At 69.7% G+C, this 13,767-nt stretch carries 18 protein-coding genes; 8 read left to right on the top strand and 10 right to left on the bottom strand.

Features of this window, described 5'->3' with window-relative positions; all coding sequences use genetic code 11:
- Positions 1-4 precede the first annotated feature (4 nt).
- Positions 5-676: an ArsR/SmtB family transcription factor gene (locus C469_RS16040; RefSeq protein WP_008008485.1), complete on the bottom strand. Its 672-nt coding sequence runs from the start codon at positions 674-676 to the stop codon at positions 5-7.
- A gap of 161 nt (positions 677-837) precedes the next feature.
- Between C469_RS16040 and gpmI the strand changes: the two genes are divergently transcribed.
- Both gpmI and C469_RS16030 read left to right on the top strand, forming a co-directional pair.
- On the top strand, positions 838-2,403 hold the full coding sequence (gene gpmI, locus C469_RS16035) for a 2,3-bisphosphoglycerate-independent phosphoglycerate mutase (protein ID WP_008008484.1): 1,566 nt from the start codon (positions 838-840) through the stop codon (positions 2,401-2,403).
- A gap of 70 nt (positions 2,404-2,473) precedes the next feature.
- Entirely contained in the window at positions 2,474-3,616 is a 1,143-nt protein-coding gene (locus C469_RS16030) for a thiolase family protein (RefSeq protein WP_008008482.1), read from the top strand.
- Positions 3,617-3,676: 60 nt separating this feature from the next.
- Here the strand turns inward: C469_RS16030 and C469_RS16025 are convergent, their stop codons facing one another.
- Together C469_RS16025 and C469_RS16020 are read right to left on the bottom strand one after the other, a co-directional pair.
- Positions 3,677-3,961, bottom strand: a complete 285-nt coding sequence (locus tag C469_RS16025) for a translation initiation factor eIF-1A (RefSeq protein ID WP_049911483.1) — start codon at positions 3,959-3,961, stop codon at positions 3,677-3,679.
- Between the two features lie 122 nt (positions 3,962-4,083).
- Entirely contained in the window at positions 4,084-4,707 is a 624-nt protein-coding gene (locus C469_RS16020; protein ID WP_008008478.1) for an AAA family ATPase, read from the bottom strand.
- Between the two features lie 189 nt (positions 4,708-4,896).
- On the opposite strand from C469_RS16020, the gene C469_RS17660 reads away from it, so the two are divergent.
- The 3 genes from C469_RS17660 (at position 4,897) to C469_RS16010 (ending at position 7,165) form a co-directional block, all read left to right on the top strand.
- A complete protein-coding gene (locus C469_RS17660; protein WP_008008476.1) occupies positions 4,897-5,031 on the top strand; it encodes a hypothetical protein in 135 nt (44 codons plus the stop codon).
- 85 nt (positions 5,032-5,116) lie between these two features.
- Complete coding sequence (locus C469_RS16015) at positions 5,117-5,830, top strand: carbonic anhydrase (RefSeq protein WP_008008474.1); 714 nt, start codon at positions 5,117-5,119, stop codon at positions 5,828-5,830.
- A gap of 72 nt (positions 5,831-5,902) precedes the next feature.
- A complete protein-coding gene (locus C469_RS16010; protein WP_008008472.1) occupies positions 5,903-7,165 on the top strand; it encodes a PQQ-binding-like beta-propeller repeat protein in 1,263 nt (420 codons plus the stop codon).
- Between the two features lie 159 nt (positions 7,166-7,324).
- Here the strand turns inward: C469_RS16010 and ndk are convergent, their stop codons facing one another.
- Genes ndk through rpl7ae form a run of 4 tightly spaced genes read right to left on the bottom strand, consistent with a single transcriptional unit; the run spans position 7,325 to position 8,590 of the window.
- Positions 7,325-7,804 carry a nucleoside-diphosphate kinase gene (gene ndk / locus C469_RS16005; RefSeq protein WP_008008470.1) on the bottom strand — a complete coding sequence of 160 codons (480 nt, stop codon included), beginning with the start codon at positions 7,802-7,804 and terminating at the stop codon, positions 7,325-7,327.
- Positions 7,805-7,993 (bottom strand): 50S ribosomal protein L24e, encoded by a 189-nt coding sequence (locus tag C469_RS16000; protein ID WP_008008468.1) that lies wholly within the window; start codon positions 7,991-7,993, stop codon positions 7,805-7,807.
- A gap of 3 nt (positions 7,994-7,996) precedes the next feature.
- The gene (locus C469_RS15995) at positions 7,997-8,221 is read right to left on the bottom strand and encodes a 30S ribosomal protein S28e (RefSeq protein WP_004046478.1); all 225 of its coding nucleotides are present in this window, start codon (positions 8,219-8,221) and stop codon (positions 7,997-7,999) included.
- 6 nt (positions 8,222-8,227) lie between these two features.
- Positions 8,228-8,590 carry a 50S ribosomal protein L7Ae gene (gene rpl7ae, locus C469_RS15990; RefSeq protein WP_008008465.1) on the bottom strand — a complete coding sequence of 121 codons (363 nt, stop codon included), beginning with the start codon at positions 8,588-8,590 and terminating at the stop codon, positions 8,228-8,230.
- Between the two features lie 286 nt (positions 8,591-8,876).
- Here rpl7ae and C469_RS15985 point away from each other — a divergent pair, with 286 nt between their 5' ends.
- A complete protein-coding gene (locus C469_RS15985; protein WP_008008463.1) occupies positions 8,877-10,322 on the top strand; it encodes a bifunctional metallophosphatase/5'-nucleotidase in 1,446 nt (481 codons plus the stop codon).
- 14 nt (positions 10,323-10,336) lie between these two features.
- On the opposite strand, the gene C469_RS15980 is transcribed toward C469_RS15985, so the two are convergent.
- The gene (locus C469_RS15980) at positions 10,337-10,654 is read right to left on the bottom strand and encodes a DUF5785 family protein (protein WP_008008460.1); all 318 of its coding nucleotides are present in this window, start codon (positions 10,652-10,654) and stop codon (positions 10,337-10,339) included.
- Positions 10,655-10,876: 222 nt separating this feature from the next.
- On the opposite strand from C469_RS15980, the gene C469_RS15975 reads away from it, so the two are divergent.
- On the top strand, positions 10,877-12,046 hold the full coding sequence (locus tag C469_RS15975) for a glutathione-independent formaldehyde dehydrogenase (RefSeq protein ID WP_008008458.1): 1,170 nt from the start codon (positions 10,877-10,879) through the stop codon (positions 12,044-12,046).
- 65 nt (positions 12,047-12,111) lie between these two features.
- On the opposite strand, the gene C469_RS17325 is transcribed toward C469_RS15975, so the two are convergent.
- The gene (locus C469_RS17325; protein ID WP_008008456.1) at positions 12,112-12,279 is read right to left on the bottom strand and encodes a hypothetical protein; all 168 of its coding nucleotides are present in this window, start codon (positions 12,277-12,279) and stop codon (positions 12,112-12,114) included.
- A gap of 163 nt (positions 12,280-12,442) precedes the next feature.
- Between C469_RS17325 and C469_RS17320 the strand changes: the two genes are divergently transcribed.
- Positions 12,443-12,595, top strand: a complete 153-nt coding sequence (locus tag C469_RS17320) for a hypothetical protein (protein WP_008008454.1) — start codon at positions 12,443-12,445, stop codon at positions 12,593-12,595.
- 9 nt (positions 12,596-12,604) lie between these two features.
- Here C469_RS17320 and C469_RS15970 read toward each other — a convergent pair whose 3' ends face one another.
- Complete coding sequence (locus tag C469_RS15970; RefSeq protein WP_008008452.1) at positions 12,605-13,732, bottom strand: CobW family GTP-binding protein; 1,128 nt, start codon at positions 13,730-13,732, stop codon at positions 12,605-12,607.
- Positions 13,733-13,767: the final 35 nt, after the last annotated feature.

Below are 13,767 nucleotides of genomic sequence, written 5' to 3'. Positions count from 1 at the left end.
GACCCTACCGGATCCGATAGCGGTCCACGTCGGCGGAGCCGTCGCGGGCGACGACGCCCACGTCGGCGAGCCGACGGAGGGCGTCCGCGACCGTCTCCTCGCGGGCGCCGACCTCGTCGGCGACCGCCGCGGGGGTGCCGTCGCTCTCGACCAGCGCGGCGAGGACCGCCGCGAAAAAGCGGCTGTCCGACTCGGTTCCGAGCCGCTCGTCGATCTCCGACAGCGTGTCGTCGACGCGGCCCTGCACCCACCGTTGGGCCAGCGAGAGCTCCCGATCGAGGTCCTGAAGCCGGCCGTACTCGCCGGCGAGGTCGGCCAGATCGCTCGTCGAGCCGGGGCCGTCCGGGACCTCTATCGTGAGGTGTTGACACCGCGACGCCATGTCGAAGCTGTTCTTCGCGGGGTACGCGCTCTTCGCGCCGAAGCCGTACGGGGAGACGCTCACCTCCAGCCGGAGGCTCCGCGCGATGCGGAAGTACTTGCGGCGCTGGTCGTCGGTGGTCGACTCGATGAGGCCGGCCTCCTCCAGCTTCCGCAGGTGGTCGATCACCGCCTTCGGGCTCACGTCGAGGTACTCCGAGATCTCCGTGACGTAGCAGGGCTTGGTCGCGAGCAGCCGGAGGATGCGCCGCCGGTTCTCGTTCCCGAGGAGATCGAGCAGTACCGCGGAGTCCATTAACGTATGGTTAGCGTCGGAAGGTGAAAAGGCTGACTTCCGGCCCGCGGACCGGGCGCCCGCCTGCGGGCGATCGGGTGACCGGTCTCGCCGCCGCTTCGCTCCCCCGCGGCGGTCGCCCGGAGCGAAGGGTAGTTACCCCGGCGCCGGGAACGGGCGGTATGGAAACGGCGCTCATCATCCTCGACGGATGGGGTCTCGGCGGCGGAGCGGGCGACCGCGAGGACGGAGAGACGGTCGACCCCTCGGGTCGGCCGGCGGGCCGCGACGCCGTCGCGGCGGCCGACACGCCGGCGTTCGACGCCGCGACCGATCGCGGCGCGGAGGGGCGGCTCGTCGTTCACGGCCGTCGCGTGGGCCTCCCGGAGGGCCAGATGGGGAACTCCGAGGTCGGCCACCTGAACATCGGCGCCGGACGGGTCGTCAAGCAGGCGTACACCCGGATCACGGACGCGCTCGCGGAGGGCTCGCTCTCGGACAACGACGCAATCGCCGACGCGCTGGAGCACGCGAAGTCGACCGGCGGACGGGTCCACTTCATGGGGCTCGTCTCCGACGGCGGCGTCCACTCCGACGTGGAGCACCTGCTCGCGCTGATCGACGCCGCCGCCGACGCCGGCGTGTCCGCGACGAGCCACGCGTTCACGGACGGACGGGACACCGCCCCGGAGATCGCCGACGGGTTCCTCGCGGACGTGACCGCGAAGGCCGACGAGCGCGGGACCGGCCACGTCGCGACGGTGATGGGCCGCTATCACGCCATGGACCGCGACGAGAACTGGGAGCGGACAAAGAAGGCGTACGACGCCATCGTCGAGCGCGAGGCGCCCCACGAGGCCGAGTCGGCGGTCGAGGCCGCAACCGAGGCCCACGCCCGCGGCGAGACCGACGAGTTCGTCGAGCCGACGCTGGTCGAGGGCGAGCCCGCCCTCGATGACGGCGACGCGGTCGTCTTCTTCAACTTCCGGGCGGACCGCGCGCGACAGCTGGTCAGGATGCTCACCGACACGCGGCCCGACTGGGGGTTCGATCTGGACCAGCCGTCGGTCCGGATGACCACGATGACCGAGTACGACGAGACGTTCGACTTCCCGGTCGCGTTCCCGCCCGAGATGCCCGAGAACACGATCGGCGAGGTCGTCTCCGACGCCGGGCTGACCCAGCTTCGGATCGCCGAGTCGGAGAAGTACCCCCACGTGACCTACTTCCTCAACGGCGGTCGCGAGGTGGAGTTTCCCGGCGAGATGCGCGAGATCGTCGAGAGCCCGGACGTACCGACCTACGACCTCCAGCCGGAGATGTCCGCGCCGGAGCTCACGGACGAGGCGGTCGGGATCATCGAGGCCGACGACCCCGACCTGCTGGTGTTGAACTACGCGAACCCCGACATGGTGGGCCACACCGGCGACTTCGACGCCGCGGTGGAGGCGGTCGAGGCGGTGGACGCCCAGCTCGACCGGCTCCTCGGCGCGGTCGCCGACGCGGGCGGCCACGCGGTCGTGACGGCCGACCACGGCAACGCCGACGACATGGGGACTCTCGAAGACCCCCACACCGCCCACACGTTCAACCCGGTCCCGTTCGTCTACCTGACGCCCGACGGCGACGACGGGGGACGCGAGGTCCGCGAGGGAGGCTCCCTCTGCGACATCGCCCCGACGCTCGTGGACCTGATCGGCGTCGACCGGCCCGCGGAGATGACCGGGGAGACCCTCCTCGAGGAATAAACGATAAACTCCGGTCGGATTCCCTCCGGTTCCACGCCGTTTTAAGTGTCTCACCGGCCAGTGATCGTTCATGACAGACGAGACCACCCCGGTTATCGCCGCCGCCTATCGAACGCCGCAGGGACGCGACGGGGGCGTCTACGCGGACGTCCGCAGCGAGGACCTCTCGACGCGCCTCATCGACCACACGCTCGCGGAGACGGGGCTGACGAGCGACCACGTCGACGACCTGATGTGGGGCGTCGCCCAGCAGCGCACCGAGCAGGACAACAACGTCGCGCGCGTCATCGCGCTGCTCTCGGAGCTCGGCGAGTCGGTGCCCGCGACCTCGATCAACCGCTGGTGCGCCTCCTCGATGCAGGCGATCATCTCCGCGTCGGACGCGGTCGCGGCCGGGAACCGCGACTGCGTCATCGCCGGGGGCGTCGAGAACATGAGCCGCGTCCCGATGGACGGCGACTCCTACCAGCACCTCCACCCCGAGCTCTCGGAGAAGTACAACGTCTTCCAGCTCCAGATGGGGATGACCGCGGAGAAGGTCGCCGAGGAGTACGAGGTGAGCCGCGAGGCGCAAGACGAGTACGCCGCCCGGAGCCACCAGCGCGCCGCCGAGGCGACGGAGTCGGGGCGGTTCGACGACGAGATCGTCCCCGTGGAGACCGACGACGGGCTCGTGGAGGAAGACGAGGGGATCCGCCCGGACACGACGGCCGAGAAGCTCGCCGGCCTCTCGCCCGCGTTCACGGGCGACGGCACGGTGACGGCGGGGAACTCCTCGCAGATCTCCGACGGCGCGTCGCTCACGCTCGTCACGAGCAAGGCGTTCGCGGAGGACCACGGCCTCGACGTGCTCGCGGAGGTCGGCACGAACAACGTCGCCGGCGTCGACCCCACCGTGATGGGGATCGGCCCGGTGCCCGCGACGCGGGGCCTGCTCGACCGCGCCGGGCGGACCATCGACGACTACGACCTCGTCGAGCTCAACGAGGCGTTCGCCTCCCAGTGCGAGTACTCACGGCGCGAACTCGGCGTCGACGAGGAGAGCTACAACGTCAACGGCGGCGCCATCGCGATCGGCCACCCGCTCGGCGCCTCCGGCGCGCGCCTCCCCGTCACGCTGATCCACGAGATGCAGAAGCGCAACGCCGACCGCGGGCTCGCGACGCTCTGTGTCGGCTTCGGACAGGGCGCGGCGATCGAGTTCAGTAGATAAGCGGTCGGCGCCGCCGCTCGGGGGTTCAAGAGTACGTCCCGTCGACACCGCACTGCGGCGCTATTGGATGTGGCCTTCGCGCCGGAGCTGGTCCGCGTCCTCGTCGTCGTACCGCCACTCGACGTTCGCCTTCTCGTCTTGCCAGGACCACGGCTCCGCGAGGACCACGTCGCCCTCGCTGATCCACGTCCGGTACTTCATGCGGCCGGGAATCCGGCCCATCCGCGTCTCGCCGTCGACGCAGCGCAGTCGCACGTGGTTCCCGCCGAGGTGTTCCGTCACCACGGCGAACACTTCGTCGTCGTTGGGCATTCGGAGGTTCCGACGCCCGGATTCTTCGCTCATACAGGGAGTACGACCGTCGCGCCTATAAGTGATGGGAGACGCGTGTGCGCGTATCCCGTGAAAATTGTTGGCACGGGACGGGGGTGGACCGTCTCTCGCGAAGCCGCGGCCGCCGCCCGCGCTCAGTCGCCGTCGGGCGCCGCCCCGCCGAACGCGGCGTCGACCTGCGCGTACGTCGCCGCCTGATCGTCCGAGTTATCGACGACGACGTGGTCGGTCTCGATCCGGTCGAACAGCTCCTTGAAGTGGAGGTGGACCTCGAAGTCGGCGTCGCTGATCCCGTCGCGGCGCTCGATCCGGCGCTCGACGACCGACTCGTCGCACTCCACCTCGACGAGCGCGAACCCGTCCGCGACGCGCTCGCCCGCCTCGCGGGCGTCGGCGCGGAACCGGGCGTCCGCGAACGTCGCGTCGAGGACGACGGCGGAGCCGTCTGCGACGCGGTCGCGGGCGCGGTCGATCAGTTCCGCGTAGACGGCCTCGGTCTCGGCGTCGGTGTACGCGGGCTCGTCGAACAGCTCCTTCCGGATCACGTCGGTCCGGAGGATCTCGCCGTCGACGCGGTCGGCGACCCGCTCCGCCACGGTCGTCTTCCCGACGCCGGGCAGCCCGCAGACGACGACCAGCGCGCCGGCCGACGGCTCCGTGGCGGTTGCCGCCTCGGTCGAGGCTCCGCTCGCCTCGCTCGCCGGGTCGGCGAGCGCCGCCCGAGATCGCCCGCTGTCGGTCGCGTCGCGGTTCGTCATCGCCGCCCCCTTCGCCCGTTCGGCGTCGGTCCCCCTCCGTCACTCATCCGTCCGCACAGTCCGTCGAGAGGTAAATGAAGCTTCCCTTCAGCGCCGGCCGGGACGCGGAGTCGGCTCGGTCGCCGTCACGACCGGACGGAAGCCCCGCCGAGCGAAGCGTTCAAATCCCGTCGCGACGACGGGTCTCGCATGAAGGACATGGAGTCGATCGTGCTCGATCAGGACGACGAGATCCTCGCGCCCGCGGTGGTGGTGGCGACGATCGCCCTCCTCGCCGTCTTCGTGGTCGGGTTCCTCGTGCAGATCGTCGGCCTGGTGGCTTGAGCACCCTCGGACCGATCGACGACGTTCCGCTCCCGATACTCGCCCCGTCCGTCTCCTTTTTAAACACGGGGGCGGGTCGACGGGTATGAGCCGAGATCTCTTGGCCGAGCTCCTCGAGGGCAACGACGAGCACGTCGCGTCCGCGGCCGCCGCCGACCTCGCCGCTCGGCGCGACGGCCAGCGGCCCCCGGTCGTCTCCGTCTGCTGTTCGGACTCCCGCGTGTCGCAGGAGGGCATGTGGGCGGTCGATCGACCGGGATTCCTCTTTACCGCCGGAAACATCGGGAACCGCGTGAGCGACCGCGTCGACGGCGAGCGCGTGCTCGCCGGCAGCGTCGCGTACCCGCTCGCCTACACCGAGACGGACGCGCTCGCGGTCGTCGGGCACACCGGATGCGGCGCGGTCGGCGCGGCCCTCTCCGCGGCCCGGACCGGGGAGTTCCCCGCCGAACCGGGCGTCAGGGCCGACGTGGAGGAGCTCGTTCCGATCGTCGAGTCGGGCCTCGACGCGCTTGAGCGCGGTGACGCCGCCGACGGCGCCGGCAGTGACAGCGAGGACCGCCCCAGCGTCCGGAACCGCCTCGTCGAGTACAACGTCCACGAGCAGGTGGCGATCGCCCGAGAGGCCGACGAGGCGGCCGGCGCCGAGGTGTACGGCTTCGTCTACGACTTCCACGGCGCGTACGGGGGACCGGACGGCGCCGTTTCCCTGGTGAATATCGACGGCGAGCGCGACCTCGACGCCCTCCGCGAACGGGTGGGGCCGGAGCACGCGGACCGCGTCGCGACGCTGTTGTAGGCCCGCCGTTTCGTGTCCGGCCGCCCGCCGCATCCGACAGCGGTATCACGCCGACGACCGAACCGATCGGTAATGGACCGCCGCGTTCTGTTCGCGAGTCTGATCCTGTTGGCCGGCGGCGCGACCGGCGTCAGCGTCGCGCTCTTCGCGTTCGTCGGCGTCGACGACGCCACGATCGACGCCGAGGTCGTCTGGGAATCGGAGCCCGTCGCCGGCGACGACGGCACCGGCGCGGTCGTCGCCACCATGGACGGGGACCCGCTCGTCCTCCAGTCGACCGTCGAGGACGGGGACCGGACGGTACGCGCAACCGCCGTCGGCGGCGGCGTGGAGTGGCGGACGACCGTCGACGGGGGATCCGCCGAAACCGATGACACCGGCGGCGACGGCGCCGATCCCCCGGCGACGAGCGGACTGGTATCCGGCCGACTCGGCGGCGACGAGGCGGTCGCGTTCACGACCGAATCCGGCTCCCTCGTCGTCCTCGACCCCACCGACGGCGCCGAACGGTTCGCCGTCGACCTCGGCGGGCCGAGCGGGCTCCGGCCGGCGATCGGCGATCTCGACGACGACGGCGACGGCGAGGTCGCCGCGGTCACGACCGACGGGCGGGTACTCACCGTCGACGACGCCGGCGAGACGGTGTTCGAGACGGACCTCGACGCGCCGGTAGAGCGGCGGCCGCTGGCGGTCGACTTCGACGAGTCCGACGACGCCGAGGGTGACGCGGGCGACGGCGACGACACCACCCGAGGGCTCGCGGTCGCGACCGCAGCCGACGGCGGGCACTCGATCAGCCTGCTCGACGCCGTCGGTGAGGTCCAGTGGACGGCGAGCCCGTCGGTCACGCCTCTGAGCTGGACGGCGGCCGACACGCGGAGCGGCCCGGTGCTCGCGCTCGGCGGCGCGAACGGGAACCTCGAGACGATCGACGTCGCCGACGGCGGGACCCGGTACGAGGTCGGCCTGCAGGACCTCCCGGTCAGCGTCGGCGACGCGGACCCCGGTCGGGTCCACGTCGGCGGGAGCGGGAGCGTCTGGGCGGTCGACCTGCTCGACGGCGAAGTCGTCTGGAAACAGCAGTACGGCGGCGATACGCGAGTGAACGAGCCGGGAGTCGCCGACATCGACGGCGACGGCTCCCCCGGGCCGGTGGCGGTGAACCGGAACGGGGGCGTGCTCGCGCTCAACCAGCAGGGAGAGGCGATCGCCCGCGGCGACGTCGGCGGCGCCGTCGTGTACGCGGGGCCGCTGTTCGCGGACGCGACCGGAGACGGGAGCGCCGAGGCGCTCGTCGTCACCGAGGACGGTCGGATCGTGGCGCTGTCCGACTGAAGAGCCGGGACTCTTCGCGGGGGGATTTATAAGCGGACACGGAACGGCTTCCCGTCGCAGTCCTCGTATTTCAGCGGTGATTTCACCGGAAACGAGGTGTGTCGGAATAGCTACCGCTCCCGGGCGCGGAACACGCGAAACAGAAAACCGCGTCGACGTTCAGTGCTGCTCGTCCTCGTACACCCACGCGGCGGTGTCGAGGCCGTAGTCGACGAGCTCGTCCTCGTCGAAGAACAGGTCGATCTCGCGCTCGTTGGCGCCCTCGTCCTCGTGGTCCGACGCGTGGATCACGTTGTGGCCGAGGTCTAAGCCGAAGTCGCCGCGGATCGTGCCCGGGGCGGACTCGGCGGGGTCGGTCTCGCCGACCATCGCGCGGACCTGTCGGGTCGCGTCCGCGCCCTCCCACACCATCGCGAAGACGGGGCCGGAGGTGATGAACTCGACGAGGCCGTCGAAGAACGGCTTGTCCTCGTGCTCGCCGTAGTGGTCGTGCGCGATGTCCTCGTCGATCCGCATGAACTTGCCGCCGACGAGCTTCAGACCGCGCTCCTCGAAGCGGGAGACGATCTCGCCGATGAGACCGCGCTGCACGCCGTCGGGCTTCACCATCACGAAGGTGCGCTCGTCGTGGTGACTCATCTACTCGCCACCCTGGTTGCGCCCTTCCTCGGTCCACTCGAGGTCGCGCGCCTCGCGGCCGAGGAAGTAGTTCTTCTCCGCCTTCGAGTCGACGAAGTGGAGGATCTGTCCGTTCGTCTTCACGTACATCGTGCCCGTGCCGGGCTCGATCTCCTCGCCGGTGTAGTCGCAGGTTCGTGTCTCGACCATTGGTTATCGCCCTCCGATTGAGTCGGCGTCGCGCTGGGTCTCCCGGAGCTGGAGCACGTCGCCCATGCGGACGGGGCCCAGGACGTTCCGGGTGATGATCCGTCCCTGGTTCGATCCCTCCTGGATGCGGCACTTGACCTGCATGGCCTCGCCGTGCATCCCGGTCTTGCCGACGACCTCGATGACCTCCGCGGTCGTCGAGTCGCCGGTGCCCTCTTCTGCGCTCATGGGTGGTTATCGGAGCTCCGCGACCTTCTCGCCGATGTCCTCGACGTCGTCGGCGGCGTCGCCGGCGTCGACGACGGCGGCGGCGGCCGAGCCGACTTCGAGGCCGGCGGCGTGGCCGACTTCGTCCTGGGTGTCGACGAAGACGACCGGGATGCCCTTCTCCTCGGCGAGTTCGGGGAGGTGCATCACGATCTCCTCGGGGGAGACGTCTTCGGCGACGATAACGAGGTCGGCGTTGCCGCGCTCGACGGCCTTCGTGGTCTCGTTGGTTCCTTTCTTCACGGTACCGGTGTCTCGGGCGACCTCGAGCGCTTCGAGCGATCGCTCGGCGAGGTCGGCTGGGGTGTCGTAGTCTACGTAAACGGGCATGTGTTGTTCACCTATCCTCCGTGCGGGCTCGCGTGTCCGTCCCGTGGTCGGTCCCTATCGGAACGGCACATCATCAACCCCACAGAGGCTGTGACCCGACGTAGTCCGGACACCCATAAAAGCGCTTTCAATGTCCTGCGCGTGTGCGAGCGGGGATCACGGGGCTCTCGCAGGTCGGCGCCCCGTCACCGGACTCCCGGCGATCCGACCGCGGTCGACGCCGCGTCGACCGTCGCTGCGACTCCGCGTTTTTTAAGCGTCGCTCGCCCCTCCGCTCGCACATCGAATGGTCCGTCTCGTTCACTACTCCGACATCGAGAACGTCTTCGACGCCCCCGAGCGGGCGGCCCGCCTCGCCGGCCGGATCCGCGACCTCTCCGGGCCCGACGCCGCCGTCGTCGCCACCGGCGACACGACCGCGCCGGGCGTCCTCTCGCTGGTCGCGACCGGCCGGCAGATACTCGACTTCTACGCCGCGACCGACACGATCCTCGACACGTTCGGCAACCACGAGTTCGACTACGGGCCGGACTCGCTCCGCGGGCTCGTCACCGACGCGCCCGCGACCTTCGTCTCCGCGAACGTCCGCGACGAGAACGGCGACCCCTTCGGCCGCGAGGAGGGCGTCGTCCCGTGGACGGCCCGCCGGATCGACGGCGCGACCGTCGGCTTCGTCGGCGTCACCGACCCCGCGACCGACTCGCTGAACCCCATGGCGGCCGACCTCACGTTCGACGAGCCCGTCGCCGCCGCGCGGGACGCGCTCGCCGAGATGCGCGCCGATGTCGCGGAGAGCGGCGACGAGTTGGACTACGCCGTCGTCCTCTCGCACCTCGGCGCCGGCGACGACGACCTCGCCCGCGAGCTCGACGTCGACGCGATCCTCGGCGGCCACGTCCACAGCCCGCGTAACGAGGTCGTCGCGGACACCCTGCTGGTCCGCCCGGGAGTCAACGGCGAAGCCGTCGTCGAGGTCGACTTCGGCGGGTCGGGGGACGCCGAGGCGGGGGACGGCGGCGGCGAAAGCGCCGCCCCCACCGCGGCCCTCCACGGGCCGGACGGCGCCGAGCCGGTCGCCGGGCTCGCGGACGCGCTCGCGGAGCGGATGGCCGCCGCGGACTTGGACGAGGCCGTCGGCCGCGTCGACGAGCCGATAGAGCGCGCGGGCGACGTGGTCCACGGCGGCGAGTGCCGCGTCGGCAACTTCGTCGCTGACGCGTTCCGCTGGGCGCTCGACGCCGACGTGGGGCTCTCGAACGCGGGCGGGCTCCGACAGGGCGACCCCCTCGCGGGCGACGTGACGAAGGCCGACCTGATCAGCCTGATCCCGTTCGAAGAGCCCGTGACGCTCACCTCGGTGACGGGTGCGGAACTCCACGACGTGCTCCGGGAGATGGCCGCCCCCGACGTTGACTTCGGCGAGGACGACTGGTGGCACGGTCACGTCTCGAACGCGCGGGTCGTCTGGGACGACGACGCCGAACTGATCCTCGAAGCCACCGTCGGCGGCGAGCCGATCGATCCGGAGACGCGCTACACCGTCGCCGTCTCGGAGTACCTGCTCCACTCCGAACACGAGTTCCCGACGCTCGCACAGCGCCACCGGATCGACGAGGCCGGCATCCAGTACGAGGTGCTCGCCGACTACGCCCGCGAACGCGGGATCGATCCCGAGATCGAGGGTCGGATCGAGATCGAGAATCGGGAGGAGTCCGCCGGCGAGAGTCGGTGAGAGAACGGAAACCGCTACGCGCTGCCGTCGACGAACTGCTCGGCGCCCTCGTAGAACCAGTAGCCGTTCTCTCGCATCGCGCGCCCGAGCTCCTGGTGGAACTCGACGAAGTCAGCGAACTCCGCTTTCTCGACGTTCTCGAAGATCTCCTCGACGGAGACGACCGTCTCGAAGTCGATCCGGATCGGGTGGTCGCCGTACTGCTCGACGTAGTCGGCGGCCGACAGCGGGAAGTCCTCGCCCTCGTCGATCTTCTTCGCGAGCACCGCGTGCCCGTACTGCCGCATGCCCTCGCTCCCCTGTTCGCCGTCGGGGTCGTGTGGCCAGTCCATACCTCTCGGTTCCTCGGGGCCGGCCATAGTCATTACGGAAGATGGCCCGAACTGGAGCGGTTCGATCGCGGGGATCGACGGAGGCGACCGACCCCTTCTCGTCGCCCACGGGAGCGCGAGAACGACTCGCTAGTAATTGAATTATGACTCAATTTATTAACAGTATACTATAATGTAAAAACATTTAGAATACCAGACGCCTACCGATCACACGGATCACACATGAGAGCTGTTGTATATCAAGGCCCGTACGACGTGGCCGTCGAAGAGGTAGACGACCCGGAGATCGAACACCCGAACGACGTCGTCGTCGACATCACGACCTCGTGTATCTGTGGATCCGACCTCCACATGTACGAGGGACGAACCGCGGCCGAGGAGGGGATCGTCTTCGGTCACGAGAACATGGGGATCGTGAGCGAGGTCGGCGAGGCGGTCTCGACGCTGGAGGAGGGAGACCGCGTCGTGATGCCGTTTAACGTCTCCTGCGGGTTCTGTCAGAACTGCGAGGAGGGGTACACCGGCTTCTGTACCAACGTCAACCCCGGCTTCGCCGGCGGCGCGTACGGGTACGTCGCGATGGGGCCGTATCCGGGCGGACAGGCCGAGAAACTGCGCGTCCCGTACGCGGACCACAACGCCCTGAAGCTGCCCGAGGGACGCGAACACGAGGACGCGTTCTCGCTGCTCGCGGACATCTTCCCGACCGGGTGGCACGGCACCGAGCTGGCGAACCTCGAGTCGGGCGAGTCCGTCGCCATCTTCGGCGCCGGACCGGTCGGCCTGATGGCCGCCTACAGCGCGAAGATCAAGGGCGCCGCCGAGATCTACGTCGTCGACCAGGTCCCGAGCCGGCTGGAGTTGGCCGAGGAGCACTGCGACGCCCACGCGATCGACTTCTCCGAGGGCGACCCGGTCGACCAGATCCTCGAGGAGCACGGCGGAATGGTCGACAAGGGCGTCGACGCGGTCGGGTACCAGGCGACCGACCCCGACGACGTCGACACCGCGACGGAGGACTACTCCTACCAGCCGGCCAAGGAGAACCCGGCGGTCGTGATCAACAACCTCATCCGCGTGGTCCGACCGACGGGCGAGCTGGGAATTCCCGGTCTGTACGTGCCGGAGGACCCGGGCGCGCCCGACGACATGGCCGCGCAGGGGCGGCTCGGCATCGACTTCGGGAAGTTCTTCGAGAAGGGGCTCAAGTGCGGCACGGGCCAGTGTAACGTGAAGGCGTACAACCGGTACCTCCGCGACATGATCATCGAGGGGCGCGCCGACCCGAGCTGGGTCGTCTCGCACCGCGTCAACCTCGACGAGGCGCCGGAGATGTACGAGGCGTTCGACGCCCGCGAGGAGGGCGTCACGAAGGTCCTGCTCGAGCCCTGAATCGCCGAAATACCGAGGCGCCGCCTCGCCCTCGCCGTTCCGATCTTTTTAAATCGCTCCGACAGTCAGGCCCGGAGCCACGCCTTCGGATGCTCGTCGCGGAGGTGCGACTGGTACCGCCCGATCAGCTCCGGGTACCCGTCGGCGACGCAGTGCCAATCGCAGTGGTCGCAGATGCGTTCGACCGCCTCGTCGCTCCCCTGAACGTGTCCGCCGCGCCTGTAGGTGACCATGAGTGTCTCGTCGCGGTCGATCCGCGTCTATAGGTACCGTACGGCACGAGCGACGTTCACTCTGTCGGCGCTCGGGAGGTGCGACCTCGCCGACGGCCGCGGGGCGCCGCGCTCCGCCCGCATCGCCGAAACCGGTATGTCGCTCCCTCACGTGGGCACTCGCATGTGTAAGTACTGCAACTGGGCGTTCCACGACGGCTGGGGGGAGCTGTTGAAGTACGACGACGTCTACCAGTCGGCGGTCGGCGCCGAGACCGAGTCCGCCCACGGGTTCCACGAGGAGTGGGACGATCTGCAGGCGGAGCTGGGGATCTGACTCGCCGCCTTAGAGGGGGAAGACGTCGACCGCCGATGCCTCCTCCGCGTCGGCCGCGGCCAACTCGTCGAGCTCCCCGCGGATCCGCGCCTCGTCCATCTCGCTCCCGATGAACACGAGTCGGGTGCGGCGGTCGTCGTCGGGTCCCCACTCGCCGATCGGACCCGCCTGCACCGAGGGCCCGGCCTGACTCACGCCGATCACCTCGTCCGTGCCCGCGACGTTCGCGACGCCCTTCGCCCGCACGATGGCGCCGTCCCAGTCGGCGAGCCAGTCGGCGAACGGCTCCGGGTCGAGGGCGTCGCCGGAGCGGTAGACGAACGAGTCGACCCCGTGAGCCGCGGCGGCGCCCGCGGCGTGGTCGTGGCCGTGCGCGTGACCGTCTTCTCCCTCCTCGCCCTCGTCTCCGCCCTCGCTCTCGACGATTTCGCGCTTCCACCCCGGCGACCGCTTGGCCGTCTCGAAGTCGAACCGCCCCGTGTCGAGCACGTCGCCGGGGTCGACCTCAGAGTAGCTGGTCCGGATCCGCTTCGCGCGCGGGCCGAGCCGGTCCGCGACCGACTCGATCTCGTCGAGCACGTCGTCGGGGACCATGTCCGTCTTGTTCAGCACGAGCACGTCGCAGAACTCGATCCCCTCGACGAGCACGTCCGCGAGGGGACGATCGGCGGCCGGCTCCCCGTCTCCCGGCAGGCTCTCGCCGGCGTCGAACTCCTTCCAGAACCCGTAGGTGTCGAGGACGGTCACCATCGTGTCGAGCCGGAAGCGCTCGGTCGGGTCGATCTCCGAGTCCTCGGTCCCCTCCGTGAACGCCCGCGCGACCGGGATCGGCTCGGAGATGCCCGACGACTCCACGAGGAGGTAGTCGAACTCCCGGGACTCGGCGAGCGCCGCGGCCTCACTCAGCAGGTCGTCCTGCAGCCGACAGCAGATACAGCCGTTCGAGAGGTCGACGATCCCCTCCTCGTCGTTCTCGCGCGCGACGAGCTCCGCGTCGACGTTCACCTCGCCCATGTCGTTCAGGATGACGGCGATCCGCCTGTCGCCGGGGTTCGCGAGCAGGTGGTTCACCAGCGTCGTCTTCCCGGCGCCGAGGTACCCGCTGAGGACGGTCACGGGAATCCGGTCGTCGCTCATGTGTGTCACCGTGAGACGTGCTATCAGTATGAAAC

Origin of the sequence: Halorubrum lipolyticum DSM 21995, from assembly GCF_000337375.1 — an archaeon.
Lineage (GTDB): Archaea > Halobacteriota > Halobacteria > Halobacteriales > Haloferacaceae > Halorubrum > Halorubrum lipolyticum.
Note: the sequence above shows the minus strand (reverse complement) of the source record. Positions and strands in the feature narration are given on the sequence as shown.